Genomic DNA, 19,614 nt, shown 5'->3' on the forward strand with positions numbered 1-19,614 from the left:
GGCGACCTCCGGGGACCCGCCGCCCCTCGTCGGCGCCCGGCCACCGTAGATCTTCGCGCGCGCACGCCACCATGACGAGAAGAACCTAGGTGTGCGGGGAAATCCCTAGGTACCCGACCGTCCACAGAGGATCAGTTCTCGGGGACGAACTTCCCCGTCGTCAGGAACTCCTCGAACAACGCCGTGTGCGGTGCCAGGTCGAGTCCCTGCTGCGCCACCCAGTCGTCGTTGTAGTAGGTGTGCGCGTACCGCTCGCCGCCGTCGCACAGCAGGGTCACGACGCTGCCCGCCTGGCCGTCCTCGACCATGCGCGAGATGAGCCGGAACGCGCCGTAGAGGTTCGTGCCCGTCGAGCCGCCCGCCCAGTGCCCGGTGCGCTCGCGCAGCAGCCGGATCGCCGCCAGGGAGCCCGCGTCGGGGATCTGGAACATCTCGTCGATGACACCCGGCACGAACGACGGTTCGCAGCGCGGCCGGCCGATCCCTTCGATCCGCGACGGCATGCCGGTCGCGTAGTCGAGCGCCCCGGTCTCCCAGGCCCCGAAGAACGACGAGTTCTCCGGGTCGACCACGCAGATCTTCGTCGTGTGACGCTTGTAGCGGACGTACCGGCCGAAGGTCGCGCTCGTGCCGCCGGTGCCCGCGCCGACCACGATCCAGGCCGGCACCGGGTGGCGCTCCGAGCGCATCTGCGCGAAGACCGACTCGGCGATGTTGTTGTTGCCGCGCCAGTCCGTCGCGCGCTCGGCGTAGGTGAACTGGTCGAGGTAGTGCCCGCCGCACTCGGCCGCGAGCCGCTCCGCCTCGGGGTACATCGCCGGCGCCTGGTCGACGTAGTGGCACTCACCGCCGTAGAACTCGATGAGCGCGATCTTCTCCTTCGACGTGCGCCGCGGCACGACGGTGATGAAGCGCAGCCCGAGCATGCGGGCGAAGTAGGCCTCGGACACCGCCGTCGAGCCGCTGGAGGCCTCGACGAGCACGGTGTCCGGCCCGATCTGGCCGTTGACGAGCCCGTACAGGAACAGCGACCGCGCGAGCCGGTGCTTGAGCGAGCCGGTCGGGTGGACGGACTCGTCCTTGAGGTACAGGTCGATGCCCCACTCCGGGGGCAGCGGGAAGACGTGCAGGTGGGTGTCGGCGCTGCGGTTCGCGTCGGCCTCGATGATCCGGACGGCCTCGCGGACCCAGCTGCGGGCGTGCAGGCGGCTCATTCCGGCTGACCGGAGACGTCACCGCGCAGCTGCGCTCGCAGGTCGGCACGGGCCCGGGCGCGGTTCTCGTTGCGCTTGGCCAGGCCGGCCGTGACGCGGGCGTTCAGCGGGCGGAACAGCAGGAGGCCCAGCGGCAGCCCGACGACCAGGCCGACGAGGAGGGCGACCAGCAGCGGCACACCGACCAGGGACAGCACCCACGCGATCACCGCGACCAGCACGAACCGCGCCAGCAGGTACAGCGTCAGGTCACGGGCCAGCTGCGGGGCCTTCTCGTCGCTCACACCAAGGCAGGCTACGCGCCGCCCGCCCGGTCCCGCTGCAGGCCTGCGTTGTTCGGACGCCCCTCGAAGCGCGTCGAAAGCACCACGGTCGTGTTCGTCCGACCGACGCCGGGGATGCGGCGGAGGCGGCCGAGGGTCCGCTCCAGCTCGTCGACGGTCGAGACGCGCACCTTGACGACGAAGGCCTCGTCGCCCGCCACCGCGTAGCAGCTCTCGACCTCGTCGAGCTCGGCGAGCGCGTCGGAGACGTCGTCCTCCGTGGCGGTGTCGGTCGGGTGGATGCTGACGAGGGCGGTGACGCCGAGGCCGACCGAGTTCGGGTCGACGACCGCGTGGTAGCCGGTGATCACGCCGGCGGCTTCCAGCTTGCCCACCCGCTCGTGCACCGACGACGCCGAGAGGCCGACCGCCCGCCCGAGATCGGCGTAGGTGGCCCGTCCGTTGATACGCAACGCCGCGATGATCTTCCGGTCCAACTGATCCACGGGGATCACTCTATGCGGTTGGACAATCCCCCATTGGCACCACGCCTCGCCGCCGTTGACCGGGCCGAATGACATCCGAGCACGTCAGGTCACCGGAAATTAGTTGCACAACGTAAGCAACCTGTCCGTTTTGACCTTTAAGGGCTCTTTACTCTTGGACAACCGTTCGAGTACCCGACGGGTGAAGTGCAACGATTGCCGTGTTGGCTACCCCGGCGGAACGGGCCAGAAGGGCCCGGACGCCTCCGGTATAGCAGTGAGGTCGTTAAGGAGGCGGAAAATGACCGCGACGATGGGCGGACGCCTGCTCACCCCTGGCGAGGTGGCAGCACTGTTCCGAGTGGACCCCAAGACGGTCACCCGGTGGGCGACAGCGGGCCGGATCGGCTCGATCCGGACCCCGGGCGGGCACCGGCGGTTCCGGGAGTCCGAGGTGAACGAGCTCCTCGCGGAGCTGACCACGGACGCCAGCGAACCGGCCCGCAAGGCCTGAACCATCTCGAGCGCCGGGCCGTGTCGGGTACGGGGGACTTTCCCCCGCCCCGCGCGGCCCTTCGTGTACCGGTCGTCACCCCGCTCGCCGGGGTTCGAGCCGAAACCCGGCTCGACGGGTTAACCTCGGGGGACCTACGGAAGGATCCGGCATGCTCGCTCTGCTCGCAGCGGTCGGCGCGCTGGTCGTCGCCCTGCTCCTGTGGCGGTCGTTCGCCGGTCAGCGGGTCGGGGTCACCTCGCCCCCACGCCGCGCCCCGATCGCCCCGGACGACGACCCCGACTTCCTGCGCCAGCTGTCCGAACAGCAGCGCAAACGCCGGGACGAAGACGGCTGAGCTCTACTTCCGCGTGCCCGGACCCGGAACTGACGTGATCGGACCCGGAACTGACGTGATCGGGGCCGGAACTCGCGAGTTCCGGCTTGAATCACGCGAGTTCCGGCCCTGATCACGCGGCTTACGACTTAGCGGTAGCCCTGCGAGAGCGGGGTGGCGAAGCCGTCGGCCACGGTCGCGGCCAAGTCGAGCAACGCCAGGCGCGTGTCGCCGGACAGGCGGTCCAGCTCGATCTCCGCGCCCTCCTCCAGGTGCGGGTCGAACGGGACCTTGCACACCGCCCGGACCTTCGCCCCGAAGTGGGCCGACAGCTTGTCGAGGTCGACCGAACCACCCTTCGGGCGGACCGAGTTGATCACCGCCACCGAGCGCTTCACCAGCTCGCCGTAGCCGTGGGCCTCGAGCCAGTCGAGCGTCGCCGAGGCGCTGCGGGCGCCGTCGACCGAGCCGGACGACACCACGACCAGCGCGTCCGCGACGTCGAGGACGCCCTTCATCGCCGAGTGCATCAGGCCGGTGCCGCAGTCGGTGAGCACGATGTTGTAGAAGTGCTCGAGCAGGTTGACCGTGCGCCGGTAGTCGTCCTCGGAGAAGGCCTCGGAAACGGCCGGATCCTGCTCGCTCGCGAGGATTTCCAGCCGGCTGGACCCCTGGGACGTGTACGACCGGACGTCGCTGTAGCGCGTGATGCGGGCCGCGTCGCGCAGGAGGTGGCGGACCGTCGCCGTCGTCTCCAGCGGGAGCTTCTGCGACAGCGTGCCGCGGTCCGGGTTGGCGTCCACCGCCACCACGCGGTCGCCGCGCAGCGAGGCGAACGTCGCGCCCAGCGTCGTGGTCACCGTCGTCTTGCCGACGCCGCCCTTCAGCGACAGCATCGCGATCTTGTAGCACCCGCGCAGTGGCTGGTTGACGCGCGCGATGAGGTCACGGCGCTGCGTGTCCGCCGGGCTCTCGCCGGGGTTGACCAGCTTGCCGGAACCGACGTAGACGGCCTTGCGCCAGCCCGACTGCGGGGGCCGCTTGACCTGCTTGACCAGGTGCGCGGTCGACAGGTCGTGCCCGTGGCCCGGCTGCTGCGGCGGCGCCGCGTGCCGGCCGCCCTGGGGCTGCGGCAGGCCCGACGGCTGTCCTGGCTGCTGCTGCGGGTACTGGGCCTGCGCGTACTGCGGCTGCAGCGGCGGAAGGTTCTGGTCGTAGCCGTACTGGCCCGGAGGCACCTGGTGCGGTCCCGAGACCGCCGGGTTCGGCACCTGGTGGGGTCCGGAGACCGCCGGGTTGGGCGGCGGCGTGACCGCCTGCGTCGGCTGCACGTCGAAGGCCCCGGACGTCTCCGGGTGCGGGTGCGAGTCCGTCCGATCCTCGGCGAACAGGCTGACCTCCGGCTGCTGCGGGGCAGCGGCCGGTTCGGCCTGTTCGGGGTGGCCAGGAGCCGATTCTTCATTGGGTCCGGTCACCGGTGTAAACCTCCGCGCACTCCGCCCGACATCTTCCCCCTGATGACGACGGTAGTCGGAGTACCCGCGGGTTGCTCAGCCCACCCCGGCGTACGAGTGCAACCCCGCCGTGACGAGGTTCACGAAGAACAGGTTGAAGATCATCGCGGCGAACCCGACGATGTTGATCGCCGCGGCCCGGGCCCCGCGCCAGCCCGCGGTCGCCCGTGAGTGCAGGTAGGCCGCGTAGATCACCCAGGCGATGAACGCGACGGTCTCCTTGGGGTCCCAGCCCCAGAACCGGCCCCAGGCCGACTCGGCCCAGACCGCGCCGCAGAGCACGCCGAAGGTGAAGACCGGGAAGGCGAAGATCGTCGTCCGGTAGGCGATCCGGTCGAGGACGTCGGCCGCGGGCAGCTTCGAGGCGAACCGGGCGAACTTCGTCCCGTCCTTTTCGTACGCCGAGCGGAAGAGGTACAGCACGCTGGCGACGCCCGGCACGAGGAACACGCCGGAGCCGATGATGGCCGCCGAGACGTGGATGACCAGCCAGTACGACTGCAGCGCGGGCTGCACCGGCGCCGCGGTCGTGTACAGCAGCGTGCCGTTGATGAACATCAGGATCACGACGGGCAGCAGCAGGAAGCCGGTGAGGTGCCGGACCGGGAACTTCCCCATCACGACGATCCAGGTGACCACCGTGATGAAGGTGACCGCCATGCCGTACTCGTACATGTTGCCCCACGGCGCGCGGTGCACGGCGAGCCCGCGCAGCACGATCGCCGACAGCTGCAGCAGGGCGCCGAGCACGAGCAGCGACGCGCCCATCTTGCCGATCCGCTCGGGGCGGCCGGCCGTGCGCTGCGCGGCCTGGACCTCCTCGATCGGCGGCCCGCCGGCGCCGACGAGCTCGCGCGCCCGGAGTTTCGCCCGTTCGGTGGCCAGGCGCCCCTTGGCGCCGAAGCCCTGCTCGATCAGCGTCATCATCAGCGCGACGACGTAGATCGCCGCGGCGGTGGTGTAGAGCCAGTCGCTGTACTGCGACAGCGTCTCGTCGATCGGCATTGCCTCAGCCCTTCTGACCACTGATCAGGCGTTCACTGATCCGGTGGAACTCTTCGCCGTACCCGGCCTGGTCGGTGCGGGCCAGTCCGGCGACCTCGATCACCGTACTCGGCTCGGCTGGAGTCCCCGGCTTCACCCGCACCCACAGCCGGCGGCGCTTGACCAGCAGGGACGCGCCGAGGCCGAGGAACATCGAGATGGCGAAACCGAGCACGAAGCCCTGCGTCGGGTCGTGGGACACCTGCAGGGAAACCCAGTGGTTGACGCCGTCGAAGCGGATCTTCGTACCGTCGTCGAGCTTGATCTCCTGGCCGACCTTCATGTTCTCGCGGGCGATCTTCTTCAGCCTGCCGTCGTCCACGAGCGACTGGTCGATCTCGAACACCGACTGCCCGCGCCCGGCGTCCAGGCCGAGGTCGCCGCGCATGATGTCGACGGCGACGGCCGGGTCCTTCAGCTCCGGCGCCGCCGACGTCAGGACGTTGCCGTGCAGGAACGACGTCGGCGCGAACAGCCCGGTGATGGCGAGCTGGCGGGTCCGCCGCTGCACCTCGTCGGTGACGCCGGGCTGGTCGAACTTCGTCGCGCCCTCGGCGAGCATCGTGGTCGGGTCGACCGTGCGCCACTGGGTGTTCTGGGTGCGCTTGTCGCCGTTGGGGAAGGTCACCGTGAACTGCGGCGAGTAGCCCTGGCCGAGCAGGTAGACGCGGTCGCCGGCGGTGCGCAGCGGCGAGTTGACCTCGAGGCCGTACGGGCGCCAGGTGTTCGTGTCGAGGTCTTCGCCGGACTGGTACTGGATGTTCGCGTGGTAGTACTCCGGCTCGCCGGCCGGGGTGTACCGCACGGTGAAGTCGTTGACCTTCACGCAGAACGGGTCGAGGTCGGTGCCGTCGACGCGCAGGCCCGCGTTGAAGGAGTCGTAGTTGTAGATGCCGGAGTTGCAGAAGCTGTCGCCGTCGGCCTGGACGATGACCTGGCCCTCGTAGCCGTAGAGCTTGCCCAGGGCGAAGAACACGATCAGGCCGAGCATGCTGAAGTGGAAGAGCAGGTTGCCGGTCTCGCGCAGGAACCCGCGTTCGGCGGAGATCGTGCGGACGCCGTCGGCTTCTTCGCGCTCGACGCGCCGCCAGCCGGAGAGTTGCTTGTGGACGGCCGCGATCTCCGCACCGACGTCGGACTTGCCGCGGCCGAGCCGGTAGTGCGGCATCCGGGCGAGGTTGCGCGGGGTCAGCACCGGCTTGGCGCGCATCGCCTTGACGTAGTCGAAGCTGCGCGGGGTCAGGCAGCCGATGAGCGAGATCATCAGCAGCAGGTAGATCGCCGAAAACCAGATGCTGGAGTAGACGTCGTAGAACTCGAGCTTGTCGAGCAGGGTGCCCCACCAGCCGTGCGCGGCGATGTACTCGTCGACCTTGGGGGCGTTGAGCTTCCGCTGCGGCAGGAGCGCGCCGGGCAGGGCGGCCAGGGCCAGCAGGAACAGCAGAACGAGCGCGGTGCGCATCGACGTCAGGCCGCGCCAGGTGTTGCGGACGAAGGCGAAGGTGCGCTTGGCGGGGGTGGGCCCCTGCGGTGCCGCGGGCGGCGCTTCGGTCGTCGTCACAGCGGCAGCTCCAGGTTGACCGCGAGCTCGTTGCGGAGCCAGCCCATCAGATCTCCCCAGACGCCGGTGACCAGCAGGACGCCGACGATCAGCAGCAGCGCGCCGCCGAAGATCTGCACCTGGCGGCCGTGCCGGCGCACCCAGTCGGTGGCGCGCACGGCCCAGCGGGCGCCGAGCGCGATGAGCAGGAACGGCACGCCGAGGCCGAGGCAGTAGACGGCGATCAGCAGGTAGCCGCGGGCCTCGGCACCGCCGGTGGCGCTGGCCAGCGTGGTGACGGCGGACAGCGTCGGGCCGATGCAGGGCGTCCAGCCGAGGCCGAAGATCGCGCCGAGCAGCGGGGCGCCCCAGACACCACCGCCGGGGACGCGGTGCGAGCGGACCTCGCGCTGCAGGCCGGGGATCCAGCCGAGGAAGACGAGCGCCATGGCGATGGTCAGGACGCCGCCGATGCGCTGGAGGAGGTCCTGGTTGAGCGTGAGGGTGTCGGCGAGCCAGACGAGGGTGCCCAGCGTGGCGACGAAGACGACGGTGAACCCGAGCACGAAGAGAAGGGCGGCGCCGAGGACGGCCCACCGGCCTTTCTTGCGCTCCTCATCGCCGCTGACGGCGGGGGCATCGGCACCGACGAGCGCGGCGAGGTACGCGAGGTACCCGGGCACGAGCGGCACGACGCACGGCGAGGCGAAGGAGATGGTTCCGGCCAGCAGCGCCACGCCCGCGGCGAGCAGCAGCGGTCCGGAGATCGCCAGCTCGGTCACGGAGTTCACCCCGTTGAGGGTAGGCAGTGAGGTCCTGGTGAGAACTCCGGGGCCGGTTCACAGGACCTCGGTCACAGCAGATCAGGACGTTGGTCCCGCTTTGGGCGGGGTTTGTCACACCTCGCCGATAAACTAGACAAGGGCACGCCCCAGGGATGGGCGGGGTTCCGGCAAAGTCGCCCGAATTGGCTGTCCCGACGGGTGTGGTGCCCCGGCCAAACGTCTTGAATGGGTCATTCAGGACCTCCCACGCCCTGAATGACTCATTCAAGACAGCCGCCGGCGAGGCCGCCGACCTGCGCCCGCCGCAATTTCCGCCGAGAATCCGACTTTGCCGGGGCCCTGCCAGGGATGGGTGGGGCACCGCCGTCACCGGTGGATCAGAAGTGCACCTCGACGCACGGGCGGCCGCGCAGGGCGTGGCCGCCGCCGGTCTGCTCCCAGCCTTCGACGCACAGCACCGAGCCGTTCGGCAGGTCTCGCCCCGGGTAGATCTTGTACCCGGCGAAGCCCCACGTCTGCGTCGGGCTGTTGACGTCGATGCCGCCGCCGTAGATGTGGAAGTGGCCGTAGAAGCTGTCCCCCGGCGTGAGGTGGCCCTGGATCATGTCGACCCGGAGGCCGCTCCCGTCCACCTCGATGCAGGTCCGGTCGTTGCAGCCGCCCGCGGACGCGAGCGCGGGCGTCGCCGCCATCGTGGTGGCAGCCGCCGCGATCAGCGCGGCGGCCGCGATCTTCTTCAGCATGGTTCCTCCCCATGGTCACCCAAAACGATCATGGGGAAACCTAGCCGAACAACCGCGCAAGCCGGTTAAAACCCGGCAAAAGCCCCTCGATCAGGCTTCCTTCTCCAGGCGCTGGGTCACCGGGAGCAGGTCCTGGGCCAGCACCGGCCGCAGGAACACCGCCGCCACGCGGTGCTGCTTGTCGAGGATGATCGTCGACGGGATGATGTTGCGCGGGTAGCCGCTCAGCTTCAGCAGCACCCGGCCGTCCGGGTCGTAGATCGACGGGTACGTCAGCTGCCGGTCGCGGACGAAGTCCTGCGCCACCTCGCGCGCCGGGTCGCGGACGTCGATGCCCACCACCTGCACCCCCGGTGCCTGGCGGGCCAGCGACTCCAGCTCCGGCACCTCCGTGCGGCACGGCCCGCACCACTGGCCCCACAGGTTGAGCACGACGACCTTGCCGGGGAAGTCCGCCAGCGACAGCTGCTTGCCCTCGTTCATCAGGTCGTCGCCGGCGAGCACCGGGGCCGTCTGGCGCTGGGCGAGGTCGTAGGTGATGTCGACCTGGCCGCCCGGGGACACGAAACTGAAGCTGCTCCCCTGCACCACCGCGTCCTTGCCGCTGCTGCAGCCAGCCAGAAGACCCAGCGCGATCAGCCCGGCGACCAGCCGTTTCATGCCCCGGTCACCTTCGGGTCCGTGGTGCCGGCGGGCTCGCTGTAGACGATCTCGCGCAGCTCGTCACCGTCGAAGACCAGCGACGTCAGCGACGCCAGCGAGCACTGACGGCGACGCGGGTCGTGCCACAGCTTCTTGCCCTCGAGGAACCGCCGGAGCGTCCAGATCGGCAGCTGGTGCGACACGCACAGCGCCTCGTGCCCGGCCGCCGCCTCCCGCGCGCGGTGGACCGCGCCGAGCATCCGGTGCGCGATCTCCAGGTACGGCTCGCCCCACGACGGCTTGAACGGGTTGACCAGCTTCGACCAGTGCTTGGGCTCCCTCAGCGCGCCGTCGCCGACCGCCACGTGCAGGCCCTCGAACTGGTTGCCGGCCTCGATCAGGTTCTCGTCGGTCGCGATGTCGAGCCGGTGCGCCGCGGCGATCGGGCGCGCCGTCTCCTGCGCGCGCTGCAGCGGCGACGCGACCACGTGCACGAGGTCGTGGCCGGCGACGGCCTCGGCGACCGTCAGCGCCTGCCGCTGTCCGCGCTCGGACAGCCGGTAGCCGGGCAGCCGGCCGTAGAGGATCTTCTCGGGGTTGTGCACTTCGCCGTGGCGCAGCATGTGGACGACGGTGGTCACTTGACTGCCTCCGCCGCCGCGCGAGCCGCCGCGGGCAGCGCCGCTTCGATCACCGAGAACGCTTCGTCGTCCATCGCCGCGTTAACGAACCAGGCCTCGTACGCGCTCGGCGGCCCGTACACGCCCGCGTCGAGCAGCGCGTGGAAGAACGCGGGGTACCGCCACGTCTCGGACGCCTGCGCGCCGGCGTAGTCGCGCACCGGCCGGTCGCCGAAGAACACGCTGACCAGGTTGCCCGCGTACTGGACGTTGTTCGCGACCCCGGCGGCGCTCAGCTCGCGCCGGAAGAGGTCGCCGAGGCGCTTCGCGTTGGCGTCGAGGGCCGCGTACACGGCGTGGTCGGCCGCGCGCAGCGTCGCGAGGCCCGCGGCCACCGCGACGGGATTCCCCGACAGCGTCCCGGCCTGGTAGACCGGCCCGCCCGGGGCCAGCTTGGCCATCACGTCGGCGCGGCCGCCGAAGGCCGCCGCCGGCAGGCCACCCGACATCACCTTGCCGAACGTGTAGAGGTCGCCTGCCACGCCTTCGAGGCCGAACCAGCCCGCGCGCGAGACGCGGAACCCGGTCATCACCTCGTCCATGACCAGCAGCGCGCCGTGCTCGTGGGCCAGGTCGCGCAGACCGGCGTTGAAACCCTCGTCGGGCGCGATCGCGCCCATGTTGCCCGCCGCGGCTTCGGTGATCACCGCGGCGATCTCGCCCGGGTTGTCCGCAAAGGACTTCCGGACGGCGTCGAGGTCGTTGTAGGGCAGCACGATCGTGTCCGCGGCCTGGGCGCCGGTGACGCCCGGCGACGTCGGCAGCCCGAGCGTCGCGACGCCGGAGCCGGCCTGGGCGAGCAGCGCGTCGACGTGCCCGTGGTAACACCCGGCGAACTTCACGATCTTCGACCGGCCGGTGAACCCGCGGGCCAGCCGGATCGCGCTCATCGTGGCTTCGGTGCCCGAGTTGACCAGCCGGACCTGCTCGACGGGTTCGACCCGGCCGATGATCTCCTCGGCCAGCTCGACCTCACCGATGGTCGGCGTGCCGAACGACAGCCCGGACGACGCCGCCGCACGCGCCGCCTCGACGACCGACGGGTGCGCGTGGCCCAGGATCATCGGGCCCCAGGACGACACCAAGTCGACATAGCGGTTTCCGTCGGCGTCCCACAGGTGCGGGCCCTCGCCGCGGACCATGAACCGCGGGGTGCCGCCGACCGAGTTGAACGCCCGGACCGGCGAGTTCACCCCGCCCGGGACGGCCGCCTTCGCGCGTTCGAACCATGCCTTGGACTGCTCGGTTCCAGTGCTCACCGTCCCAGTCTCGCAAACCCCCCTAAGATGGCCGGACGCCGCCCGGGAGGGGAACAGCCGGTGACCGAACGTGTGTCACAGCGCAACCCGTGGCTGGTGCTGGCCGGCTTCCTCGGTGTCGTCGCCGTGGTCGCCGCGGTCGGTGCCCTGGCCGCGACGTCGTCGAAGGCGGTCTACGAGCGCTTCGACCTGCCGTCGTGGGCGGCGCCCGTGTCCCTGTTCGGTCCGGTGTGGACAGTGCTGTACGTCACGATCGCGCTGTCCGGCTGGTGTTACTGGCGCACCGACGGCGAGACCCGCGGGTTCGCCGCCTACGGCATCGGCCTGCTGGCCAACCTGCTCTGGCCCCCGCTGTTCTTCGAAGGCGCCGCCGCCGTGCTCGCGCTGCTCGACATCGTCGTGCTGGACGTCGTCGTGGTCGTGACGATCGTCCTGTTCGCCCGCAGGTCGAAGCTCGCGGCCGCGCTGCAGGTGCCCTACCTGGCCTGGATCCTCTACGCGACCGCGCTCAACACCGCCATCATCGCGCTGAACTAGCGCGCCGCCTGCTGGGTGATGGCCTGCGCGGCCACCGTCCCGTCGTCACCCGCCTGCCCCTGGACGACGACCGTCGAGCCCGGCTTGAGGTCCGAGAGCTTGCCCTGCTGCGTCACGCCGACCGTGGTCGAGTCCGATGTGGACACCTTGACGTCGGCGCCCTGCGCGGTCTTCACGTACACCGTGGTGCCGTCGACGCGGTCGACCGTGCCCGTGGTGCCGCGGCCGCCCGCGCCGCGGAAGCCGCCGCCCTGCTGCTGACCCGTGCCGCCTTGGGCAGCACTCGGGCCGCCGGTCTGGCCCGTGCCCCCGGTCCCGCCCTGGCGCCCGGTGGGCGTCGACGAAGACGACGAGCCGAACGCCGCGTGCGTCCAGGCGCCGCCGCCGAACGCGATCGCGAGCACCACGAGCCCGGCCAGCACCACCGTGGTGCGGGAGAAGGGTTTCGCGGCGCGGCGCATCTCCTCGTTCAGGTCGCCACCGACCGCCGGGTTGGCGATGATCTGCTCCGCGGTCGGCTCCGGAGCGTCGCTTTCCCGGGAAAGCGCCGACAGGGGCAGCTCGGTCGTCGGGTCGTCCCCAGGGGCCGAGCCCGGCGGGTTCGTCGTGGACGAAGACATCGAGGGAACTCCTTATTCGTGACGCAGGGCGTCGATCGGCCGCAGCTTGGCGGCCCGGTTCGCCGGGAAGCTGCCGAAGAACAGCCCGATCAGGGCGGATACCGCGAAGGCGAGCAGGATCGACGAAGGCACCACGACGGGTTTGATCCCGGAGATGGTGAACCGGCTGCCGATGAGCCCGATCGCGACGCCGAGCAGCCCGCCGAAGAGGCTGAGCATGGTCGCTTCGGCGAGGAACTGGCCGAGGATGGCCGCGCGCGGGGCGCCGATGGCCTTGCGGATGCCGATTTCGCGGATTCGCTCGGTGACGGTGACGAGCATGATGTTGGTGACGCCGATCCCGCCGACGAGCAGGGAGATCGCCGCGACCGCCGCCAGCAGGACGGTGAACGTCTCGGTCGCCGACGTCCGCGTCGCGAGCAGCTGCTCGGAGTTCTGGATCTGGTAGTCGGCGGTGCCGCCGAGCCGGATGCCGTGGCGGGCGTTGAGGATCGCGGTGATCTCGGACTGCGCGAGCGAGACGGAGTCCGCGCTGGTGGCCTGGACGGCGATCTGGCTGAGGCTGCCGTAGCCGGCCAGGGAGTTCTGGACGGCCGAGATCGGGGCGATCGCGACGTCGTCGGCGTTCTGCAGGCCGGTGCTGCCCTTGGCCTGGAGCACGCCGATCACGGTGAACTGGATGCTGTTGAGCAGCACGTTCTTGCCGACCGCGTCAGTGCTGCTGCCGAAGATCGACTCCGCCGTGGTCGGGCCGAGGACGACGACCTTGCGCGCGGCCGTGACGTCTTCGCTGGTGAACAGCTGGCCCTGGGCGAGGTCGCGGTTGGTCGTCGTGAAGTACGCGGGTTCGGTGCCGGCGACGCTGGAGATGTCGTACGACGTCTGCCCGTAGGTCGCGGTCGCCGTCGTGTTCACCACCGGCGAGGCGGCCTTGACGTCCGGCGCGCCGACGGGGTCGACGAGCGCGTGCGCGTCCTGGACGGTCAGCGGCCGCGCGGACGCGCCCTGCCCGCCGCCGCGGGCCGGGGAGACGTTGACGACGTTGGTGCCGAGCCCCTGGATGCTGGCCGCGATGGCCGCCGACGCGCCGTTGCCGACCGCGACGAGCAGGATCACCGCCGCGACACCGATGGTGATGCCGAGCGTGGTGAGCGCCGAGCGCAGCTTGTTCGCGGTGAGCCCGCGGACGGCGAAGCGCAGGACTTCGAAGAAGTTCACGAGACCGCCCCCACCGCGCGGGTCACTTCATCCGACACGATGAGGCCGTCGTCGACCCGCACGACGCGGTGCGCGTGCGCCGCGACCTCGTCCTCGTGCGTGATCACGACGATGGTGCGGCCGAGCCGGTTGAGCCGGTCGAAGACGCCGAGGACGTCCTCGGTGCTGTGGCGGTCCAGGTTGCCGGTCGGCTCGTCGGCCAGCAGCATCGCCGGGCCGGTGACCAGCGCCCGCGCCACGGCGACGCGCTGGATCTGCCCGCCGGAGAGCTCACTCGGGAGGTGCTTGGCCCGGTCGGACAGGCCGACCATGTCGAGCGCCGCGAGCGCGCGACGGCGGCGTTCGGACCGGCGCAGTCCACTGTAGACGAGTGGAAGTTCCACATTGGACAGCGCGGACGTCCGCGGCACCAGGTTGAACGACTGGAAGATGAACCCGATCTTCCGGTTGCGCAGCAACGCCAATTGCCGCTCGTTCAGCTTGCCGACGCCGAATCCGTCCAAGAGGTACTGGCCGGACGTCGGGACGTCGAGGCAGCCGAGCATGTTCAGCAGCGTCGACTTGCCCGAGCCCGAGGCACCCATGATGGCGACGTACTCGCCGGGCCACACGGTGAGCTCGACGCCGCGCAGCGCGTGCACGGCCGTCTCCCCGGCGCCGTAGGTCTTGCGCAGCCCGGAGACCGCGATCACCGGGTTCACCCGCGGCCGCCGAAACCACCGGTGCCGCCCGTGCCGCCCGTGCCGCCCGTGCGGGTACCGCCGCCCGGGAACCCGCCGGTCCCGCCGCCGGGGAACCCGCCCGTGCCGCCGGTCCCGGTGCCGGTCCGGCCGGTTCCCGTGCCGCCGGTCGCGGCCGTCGCGGTGAGCACGACGTTCTCGCCCTCGGTCAGCCCGGAGGTGATCTGCACGGTGGACTCGCCGCGGATGCCGACCTGCACCTGACGCGGCTCGTTCTGGCCGTTCACCTGCACGGTGACGATGTTGGTGTTGCCGGCGGTCGTCACGGCCGCGGCCGGCACGCTCAGCGCGTTCTCGGCGGACGCGACGGTGATCACGACGCTCGCCGACTGGCCGGGCCGCAGCCCGTCCGGCGGGTCGGTCAGGGCCAGCTGCGCGCCGTAGGAGACGACGCTGCCGCTCGTGGTCGGCGTCAGGTTGATGCTCGAAACGGTCGCCTGGACCGGCTTGTCCGGCAGCGCGTTGAGCGTCACGGTGGCCTTCTGGCCCGCCTTGACCTTGCTGACGTCGATCTCGGCGACCGAGGTGTTCACGACCAGGCCGGTCATGTTCGTGATGGTGATGAAGCCGCTGCTGCTACTGCTGCTCGTCGCGGCGGTGGAGTTCGACGAGCCCTGCCCGCCCTGGCCGCTGCCGCTGCTCGACGTCGACTGGGAGCTGCTGCTCGAAGCCGAGCCGCTGGAGGACTGCTGCCCGACCGTGCCGTTGACCGCGGTGACGGTGCCCGCGCCGGGTGCGTAGAGCGTCGTGTTGTCGAGGGTTTCCTGCGCGGTCTGGACGTCCAGCTGGGCCTGGTCCAGCTTCGCCTGCGCCGACGTGACGCTGTTGGCCGCCGACTGCGCGCTGTTCTGGGAGTTCTGGCTGTTCTGCCCGGTCGCCGGGGTGTCTTCGGCGTCCTCGGCGGAGTCGAGGCTGTCCTGCGCGACCGCGAGGTTCGCCTTCGCGACCTGAAGCTGCTTCGACGCTTGCGTGCTGTCGATCGTCGCGAGCTTCTGACCGGAGCTCACGACGTCGCCGACCTTCACGTCGATCGAGGTGACCTTGCCCGCGCTCGAGAAGTTCGCGGCGCCGGTGTAGCTGCTGGCGAGCGTCCCGGCGGCGGAGATGGTCTCGGTGACCGTCGCCCGGCGCACCGTGGTGCTGCGCGTCTGCGCCTGCGCCGTGTTCGGTTCGGGGCTGAATGCCTGGTATATCCCGAAACCGGCTCCGGCCAGCAGTACGACCAGAGCACCGTTGATCACCCATGCCTTCGAGGCACGCACGCGCGTCATGCGGCAACAGTGGTGCCGCCGCTTAGCAATTGACTGTTCGTTCCCTGTGCGGGAGCTGTGTATCAGGCCTTGGGTTTGGGGTGCCGCGCACGGACCGCGAGCGAGAGCTGACGCACCGCGTCGACCAGCAGGATCGCGGCCACGGTCCCGAGCCCGATGGCGGCGGCGAGCATCCCGCCGAAGTACCGGTGCGACTCGAGGATCGCACCGTCGTCGGTGCGCGTGACGACGGTGGCGGACCCGCTGTGCCAAAGCGCGTAGGCGGCCCACCCGGCGGCGACGGCGAGCACGACCTCGACGACGGCGACGAGCGTCCGCCATGGCTTGTGCAGCCGAGCCTGCGGGCCGGGCTCTTCGGGCGGCCAGAGCTCGGCCCCGGTGGGCTGCGGAAGGTCGATCACGGAAGCGATTTTCTCATGCTTCCTTGCGCGTCGCCCGCACGAGCCGGTCGAGCGCGTCCTGGAGGGCTTCGACGTCCTTCGCCCACGCCAGGACCACCGTGCCGTCCGCCAGCTCCACCGGCAGCGAGTCGTACTTCCGCGGGACCGACCAGCCGCCGCCGAGCACCCGCGCCCCGACCGGCACGCCGACGTCCTGCACCGAGGCCAGCTGGTCCGCCGCGACCTTCTCGCGGCCCTGGCGCAGCTGCTTCGTGGTGACTTCCAGCGAGAGGAACCGGCGCCGCGCGTACACCCACGGCACGGTGATCGCGCACAGCCCGGCGCCGACCATCAGCCAGCCCACGATGTGCACCGGCCCGCCCGTCGCGAGCTCCGCCAACGCGCCGACCAGCGCGAACACCGGGCCCCACACAATGGCGACCCAGCTCACGCCGGACTCGGCATAGAGCCGGTCACTCACGGCTTGCGGCCGGCCTTCGGGAAGTAGCCGGCCACCGACGGCAGGTACATCATCACCAGCGCGATGACGAACAGCAGCACCGCGACCAGCGTCAGGTAGTTGATGATCGGCGCGACGACCATGATCAGCAGCACCATGACGATCGGCAGGATGGTCAGCACGGTCCGGGCCGAGCGCGTGCCTTCGCGGGCCTTGTACGCGAAGAGCAGGAACAGCAGCACGAAGACGATCGACCCGCCGAGCAGGTACCACAGCAGCGCGGTGACGCCGTCCGCGATCATCTGCGGCGTGTACTTCGGGTCGGTGGTGCCCTTGACGTACTGGTCGATGACCGCGGACTTGCTGGTCAGCAGCTGGACGTAGCTGAGGATCAGCACGACGCCGCCGACGAGCCACAGCCAGAACGAGATCGCCACGGGCCGCGGCGGTGTCGCCTTCGGTGCCTTCTGACCCGGCATCAGCGGGTCCGGCGAGCGGCCCTTCTTGCGTCGTTCGTCGTCGGTGAGACCGCTGAGGTCCTCGATGTCGGCTTTTTCGGGGTTGCTGTCCGCCACGCGGGTGAATATAGCTGGTCAGTCCAGCCAGGCAGCGGCCTCGGCGGCCCAGTACGTGAGGATCATGTCGGCGCCCGCGCGGCGGATCGACGTCAAGACCTCGAGGACCGTGCGCTCGCGATCGAGCCAGCCGTTCGCCGCGGCGGCCTCGACCATCGCGTACTCGCCCGAGATGTTGTACGCCGCCACCGGGACCGGGGAGATGTCCGCGGCCGCCTTGATGACGTCCAAATAGGACAGCGCGGGCTTGACCATGATCATGTCCGCGCCCTCGGCGAGGTCCAGCTCGATCTCGCGCAGCGCCTCGCGGGCGTTGCCCGGGTCCTGCTGGTAGGTCTTGCGGTCGCCCTTGAGCTGCGAGTCGACGGCCTCGCGGAACGGGCCGTAGAACGCGCTGGCGTACTTCGCGGAGTACGCGAGGATCGCCTTGTCGCTGTGGCCGACCTCGTCGAGCGCCCGGCGGATGACGCCGATCTGGCCGTCCATCATCCCGGACGGCCCGAGCACGTGCGCCCCGGCTTCGGCCTGCGCGACGGCCATCTCGGCGTAGAGGCGCAGGGTGGCGTCGTTGTCGACCCCGCCGTCGGCGTCCAAGACGCCGCAGTGGCCGTGGTCGGTGAACTCGTCGAGGCAGGTGTCGGCCATCAGCACGGTGGCGTCGCCGAGCTCGTGCCGCAGGTCGCGCAGGGCGACGTTGAGGATGCCGTTCTCGTCGACCGCCCCGGAGCCCTCGGCGTCGCGGTGCTCGGGGACGCCGAAGAGCATGAGCCCGCCGACCCCGGCGTTGACCGCGTCGACGGCGGCCTTCCGCAGCGTGTCACGGGTGTGCTGCACGACGCCCGGCATGCTCGAGATCGCCTTCGGCTGGTCGAGCCCTTCGGCGACGAACATCGGGAGGATCAGCTGGCGTGGCCGCAGCGTCGTCTCACCCACCAGCCTGCGCATGGCCGGGGTGGTGCGGAGCCTGCGGGGACGATGCTCTGGGAACACCCTTCCAAGTTACCCCCGCTCTGCTCGCCGGCGTTCCGCAAGGGTGCTCAGCGGCACTTTCCGCTCGGTGAATGGCTTGACGCCGTTCGGCCCGGACGATTCGGTGGAAGGCGTGACCGAGTACGTCGAACGCCTGCCCGTGCCGGAGCTGGCGGACGTCGTGCGGACGGTCTGGTTCCAGCGCACCGGCGCCGCGCCGTACGTCCAGCGGCACCTGCCCACCGGCGGGGTCGAGCTGCACTTCCCGATCGGTGGCCGTCCCCGGCTGCTCGGCCCCCTGACCGCACCCCTGGTCGAAGTCCTTCCCGCGCGCACGACCCTCGTCGGCGTGCGGTTCCGCCCGGGCGCCGCCCCGCCGCTCCCGGTGCCGCTCGACGTGCTGGCCGGCCGGCACGTCGACCTGGCGGACCTGTGGGGCGCCCGGGCCGAGCGGCTCGCGACCGCCGTGACCCTCGCCGGAACGCCGGAGCGCGCACTCGCGGTCCTGCAGGCCCAGCTGCCGCGGCAGGCGGCGGATCCGCTGGTGGGCGCGGCCGTCGACGCGCTGATGCCGTGGCATCCGGTCGACATCGACTCCCTGGCCGCGCGGCTCGCGCTCTCCCCCAGCCAGCTGCGGCGCCGCTGCCTGCACGCGGTGGGCGTCCCGCCGAAGGTCCTCCAGCGGACGCTGCGGTTCCAGGGTTTCCTCGCGCTGGCCCAGGCCGGGCTCCGGAGCGCGGCCGGGCTCGCCGCCGACGCCGGGTACGCCGACCAGGCCCACCTCAACCGGGAGTGCGTCCGGCTGACCGGCCTCACCCCGCGCGGGCTGCTGGGCGGCAGCGTCGAGGAGTGCGCCTGCGGCCACGACCACTCGGCGTCCTACCTGCCGTTCCTGCGCGATTCGTTCAAGAACGGCCGGGCCGGCGTCCCTAGCCTGGCGCGATGATCCTCGTCACCGGCGGGCTCGGCATGATCGGCGCCCACACCGCCCGCGCGCTCCTCGACCTCGGCCACGAGGTGGTCGTCACCGCCCACCGGCGCGTCGAGGTGCCGTCCTTCCTCGAGGGGCGGGTCACCGTGGAGACCCTCGACGTCACCGACCGGGACGCGTTCCTCGCACTCGGCGCGCGCCACGACATCGGCGACATCGTCCACCTGGCCGGCAGCATCCCGGGCGAGAACCCGGTGGACTTCTTCCGGACGGACCTGGCCGGCCTGCTCAACGCCCTCGACGCGGCGCGCGCGTGGGGTGTGCGCCGGTTCGCGGTCGCGAGCAGCCTCGGGGTGTACATCGGCCGCCCGGAGATCCCCTGGACCGAGGACCTTTCCCTGCCGACGGCCGCCCTGCCGCACGTGATCATCGCGTTCAAGAAGGCGGTCGAGCCGCTGACGACGCACAGCCTCGCGGGCAGTGGTGTCGAGCCGGTGGTGCTGCGGATCGGGACGATCTGGGGTCCGCTGGTGGATCCGGCGTCGCCGTTCTGCCCGATCCCCTCGTTGGTCAACTCGGCCTCGCCGCCCCCGGACTTGCACGCGGACGATGGCGGCGACGTCTGCTACGCGCCGGACGCGGGTCGCGCGATCGCATTGCTGACAACGACACCGACATTGCGGCACGACACGTACAACGTGTCGAGTGGCCGCCCGTTCACCTACGGCGAGTTCGCGGCCGCGCTGGGGCTGGAACTCCCGCCGGGACGCGCGAACGGGCCGGGCGAAGACCCGTACCTGGACATCTCCCGCCTGACCGAGGACACCGGCTTCAAGCCGGCCTTCGACGTCGCCGCCTCGGTAGCCGACTACACGAAGTGGCGCGCCGCCAACCCCCGTTGAATGCCATGAAGG

The 19,614-nt window shown here is 70.8% G+C and carries 24 protein-coding genes; 5 read left to right on the plus strand and 19 right to left on the minus strand.

What is annotated here, in order from left to right; translation table 11 throughout:
- Positions 1-131 precede the first annotated feature (131 nt).
- Genes cds1 through QQ657_RS42785 form a run of 3 tightly spaced genes read right to left on the minus strand, consistent with a single transcriptional unit; the run spans position 132 to position 1,983 of the window.
- Positions 132-1,214 (minus strand): L-cysteine desulfhydrase Cds1, encoded by a 1,083-nt coding sequence (gene cds1 / locus QQ657_RS42775; protein ID WP_284748093.1) that lies wholly within the window; start codon positions 1,212-1,214, stop codon positions 132-134.
- Entirely contained in the window at positions 1,211-1,498 is a 288-nt protein-coding gene (locus tag QQ657_RS42780) for a DUF4229 domain-containing protein (protein WP_284748094.1), read from the minus strand. The genes cds1 and QQ657_RS42780 overlap by 4 nt, the downstream gene beginning before the upstream one ends.
- Positions 1,499-1,509: 11 nt before the next feature.
- Positions 1,510-1,983 carry an Lrp/AsnC family transcriptional regulator gene (locus QQ657_RS42785; protein ID WP_284748095.1) on the minus strand — a complete coding sequence of 158 codons (474 nt, stop codon included), beginning with the start codon at positions 1,981-1,983 and terminating at the stop codon, positions 1,510-1,512.
- Positions 1,984-2,263: 280 nt separating this feature from the next.
- Here QQ657_RS42785 and QQ657_RS42790 point away from each other — a divergent pair, with 280 nt between their 5' ends.
- Positions 2,264-2,476 (plus strand): BldC family transcriptional regulator, encoded by a 213-nt coding sequence (locus tag QQ657_RS42790; protein ID WP_072474890.1) that lies wholly within the window; start codon positions 2,264-2,266, stop codon positions 2,474-2,476.
- 151 nt (positions 2,477-2,627) lie between these two features.
- Complete coding sequence (locus QQ657_RS42795; RefSeq protein WP_284748096.1) at positions 2,628-2,813, plus strand: hypothetical protein; 186 nt, start codon at positions 2,628-2,630, stop codon at positions 2,811-2,813.
- 128 nt (positions 2,814-2,941) lie between these two features.
- Here the strand turns inward: QQ657_RS42795 and QQ657_RS42800 are convergent, their stop codons facing one another.
- From QQ657_RS42800 to hemL, 8 genes are all read right to left on the minus strand, one after another.
- Positions 2,942-4,267, minus strand: a complete 1,326-nt coding sequence (locus QQ657_RS42800; protein WP_284748097.1) for a MinD/ParA family ATP-binding protein — start codon at positions 4,265-4,267, stop codon at positions 2,942-2,944.
- A gap of 75 nt (positions 4,268-4,342) precedes the next feature.
- A complete protein-coding gene (ccsB, locus tag QQ657_RS42805) occupies positions 4,343-5,311 on the minus strand; it encodes a c-type cytochrome biogenesis protein CcsB (RefSeq protein ID WP_284748098.1) in 969 nt (322 codons plus the stop codon).
- A 4-nt stretch (positions 5,312-5,315) separates the two neighbouring features.
- The gene (gene resB / locus QQ657_RS42810) at positions 5,316-6,911 is read right to left on the minus strand and encodes a cytochrome c biogenesis protein ResB (protein WP_284748099.1); all 1,596 of its coding nucleotides are present in this window, start codon (positions 6,909-6,911) and stop codon (positions 5,316-5,318) included.
- Entirely contained in the window at positions 6,908-7,681 is a 774-nt protein-coding gene (locus tag QQ657_RS42815) for a cytochrome c biogenesis CcdA family protein (protein ID WP_284748100.1), read from the minus strand. The genes resB and QQ657_RS42815 overlap by 4 nt, the downstream gene beginning before the upstream one ends.
- A gap of 371 nt (positions 7,682-8,052) precedes the next feature.
- Positions 8,053-8,418, minus strand: coding sequence for a hypothetical protein (locus QQ657_RS42820; protein ID WP_284748101.1), 366 nt, complete (start codon positions 8,416-8,418; stop codon positions 8,053-8,055).
- Positions 8,419-8,508: 90 nt separating this feature from the next.
- Complete coding sequence (locus tag QQ657_RS42825; protein ID WP_284748102.1) at positions 8,509-9,078, minus strand: TlpA family protein disulfide reductase; 570 nt, start codon at positions 9,076-9,078, stop codon at positions 8,509-8,511.
- Positions 9,075-9,701, minus strand: a complete 627-nt coding sequence (locus QQ657_RS42830) for a histidine phosphatase family protein (protein WP_284748103.1) — start codon at positions 9,699-9,701, stop codon at positions 9,075-9,077. The genes QQ657_RS42825 and QQ657_RS42830 overlap by 4 nt, the downstream gene beginning before the upstream one ends.
- Complete coding sequence (gene hemL, locus QQ657_RS42835) at positions 9,698-10,999, minus strand: glutamate-1-semialdehyde 2,1-aminomutase (protein ID WP_284748104.1); 1,302 nt, start codon at positions 10,997-10,999, stop codon at positions 9,698-9,700. The genes QQ657_RS42830 and hemL overlap by 4 nt, the downstream gene beginning before the upstream one ends.
- Positions 11,000-11,059: 60 nt before the next feature.
- Between hemL and QQ657_RS42840 the strand changes: the two genes are divergently transcribed.
- The gene (locus tag QQ657_RS42840) at positions 11,060-11,536 is read left to right on the plus strand and encodes a TspO/MBR family protein (protein ID WP_284748105.1); all 477 of its coding nucleotides are present in this window, start codon (positions 11,060-11,062) and stop codon (positions 11,534-11,536) included.
- On the opposite strand, the gene QQ657_RS42845 is transcribed toward QQ657_RS42840, so the two are convergent.
- From QQ657_RS42845 to hemB, 8 genes are all read right to left on the minus strand, one after another.
- Positions 11,533-12,156, minus strand: a complete 624-nt coding sequence (locus QQ657_RS42845; protein ID WP_284748106.1) for a hypothetical protein — start codon at positions 12,154-12,156, stop codon at positions 11,533-11,535. The genes QQ657_RS42840 and QQ657_RS42845 overlap by 4 nt on opposite strands.
- Positions 12,157-12,168: 12 nt before the next feature.
- The gene (locus QQ657_RS42850) at positions 12,169-13,374 is read right to left on the minus strand and encodes an ABC transporter permease (protein ID WP_284748107.1); all 1,206 of its coding nucleotides are present in this window, start codon (positions 13,372-13,374) and stop codon (positions 12,169-12,171) included.
- Positions 13,371-14,075, minus strand: a complete 705-nt coding sequence (locus QQ657_RS42855; protein ID WP_284748108.1) for an ABC transporter ATP-binding protein — start codon at positions 14,073-14,075, stop codon at positions 13,371-13,373. The genes QQ657_RS42850 and QQ657_RS42855 overlap by 4 nt, the downstream gene beginning before the upstream one ends.
- Positions 14,072-15,385 carry an efflux RND transporter periplasmic adaptor subunit gene (locus QQ657_RS42860; RefSeq protein ID WP_284748109.1) on the minus strand — a complete coding sequence of 438 codons (1,314 nt, stop codon included), beginning with the start codon at positions 15,383-15,385 and terminating at the stop codon, positions 14,072-14,074. Before QQ657_RS42860 ends, QQ657_RS42855 begins: the two co-directional genes overlap by 4 nt.
- Before the next feature lie 62 nt (positions 15,386-15,447).
- A complete protein-coding gene (locus tag QQ657_RS42865) occupies positions 15,448-15,786 on the minus strand; it encodes a hypothetical protein (protein WP_284748110.1) in 339 nt (112 codons plus the stop codon).
- A gap of 13 nt (positions 15,787-15,799) precedes the next feature.
- A complete protein-coding gene (mce1N, locus tag QQ657_RS42870; RefSeq protein ID WP_284748111.1) occupies positions 15,800-16,246 on the minus strand; it encodes a transport-regulating membrane protein Mce1N in 447 nt (148 codons plus the stop codon).
- Positions 16,243-16,800 carry a heme-copper oxidase family protein gene (locus QQ657_RS42875; RefSeq protein ID WP_284748112.1) on the minus strand — a complete coding sequence of 186 codons (558 nt, stop codon included), beginning with the start codon at positions 16,798-16,800 and terminating at the stop codon, positions 16,243-16,245. The genes mce1N and QQ657_RS42875 overlap by 4 nt, the downstream gene beginning before the upstream one ends.
- Before the next feature lie 18 nt (positions 16,801-16,818).
- Positions 16,819-17,790, minus strand: a complete 972-nt coding sequence (gene hemB, locus QQ657_RS42880; RefSeq protein ID WP_284748113.1) for a porphobilinogen synthase — start codon at positions 17,788-17,790, stop codon at positions 16,819-16,821.
- Between the two features lie 67 nt (positions 17,791-17,857).
- On the opposite strand from hemB, the gene QQ657_RS42885 reads away from it, so the two are divergent.
- Together QQ657_RS42885 and QQ657_RS42890 are read left to right on the plus strand one after the other, a co-directional pair.
- Positions 17,858-18,715, plus strand: coding sequence for a helix-turn-helix domain-containing protein (locus tag QQ657_RS42885; protein ID WP_284748114.1), 858 nt, complete (start codon positions 17,858-17,860; stop codon positions 18,713-18,715).
- The gene (locus QQ657_RS42890) at positions 18,712-19,602 is read left to right on the plus strand and encodes an NAD-dependent epimerase/dehydratase family protein (RefSeq protein ID WP_284748115.1); all 891 of its coding nucleotides are present in this window, start codon (positions 18,712-18,714) and stop codon (positions 19,600-19,602) included. The genes QQ657_RS42885 and QQ657_RS42890 overlap by 4 nt, the downstream gene beginning before the upstream one ends.
- Positions 19,603-19,614: the final 12 nt, after the last annotated feature.

Source organism: Amycolatopsis ponsaeliensis, assembly GCF_030182635.1.
Taxonomy (GTDB): domain Bacteria; phylum Actinomycetota; class Actinomycetes; order Mycobacteriales; family Pseudonocardiaceae; genus Amycolatopsis; species Amycolatopsis ponsaeliensis.

Bases quoted from the DNA above. Each gene is read 5' to 3' on its own strand.
- cds1 (WP_284748093.1), bottom strand. From the start codon at position 1,214: ATGAGCCGCCTGCACGCCCGCAGCTGGGTCCGCGAGGCCGTCCGGATC.
- QQ657_RS42790 (WP_072474890.1), top strand. From the start codon at position 2,264: ATGACCGCGACGATGGGCGGACGCCTGCTCACCCCTGGCGAGGTGGCA.
- QQ657_RS42795 (WP_284748096.1), top strand. From the start codon at position 2,628: ATGCTCGCTCTGCTCGCAGCGGTCGGCGCGCTGGTCGTCGCCCTGCTC.
- ccsB (WP_284748098.1), bottom strand. From the start codon at position 5,311: ATGCCGATCGACGAGACGCTGTCGCAGTACAGCGACTGGCTCTACACC.
- QQ657_RS42820 (WP_284748101.1), bottom strand. From the start codon at position 8,418: ATGCTGAAGAAGATCGCGGCCGCCGCGCTGATCGCGGCGGCTGCCACC.
- QQ657_RS42825 (WP_284748102.1), bottom strand. From the start codon at position 9,078: ATGAAACGGCTGGTCGCCGGGCTGATCGCGCTGGGTCTTCTGGCTGGC.
- QQ657_RS42845 (WP_284748106.1), bottom strand. From the start codon at position 12,156: ATGTCTTCGTCCACGACGAACCCGCCGGGCTCGGCCCCTGGGGACGAC.
- QQ657_RS42860 (WP_284748109.1), bottom strand. From the start codon at position 15,385: ATGACGCGCGTGCGTGCCTCGAAGGCATGGGTGATCAACGGTGCTCTG.
- QQ657_RS42890 (WP_284748115.1), top strand. From the start codon at position 18,712: ATGATCCTCGTCACCGGCGGGCTCGGCATGATCGGCGCCCACACCGCC.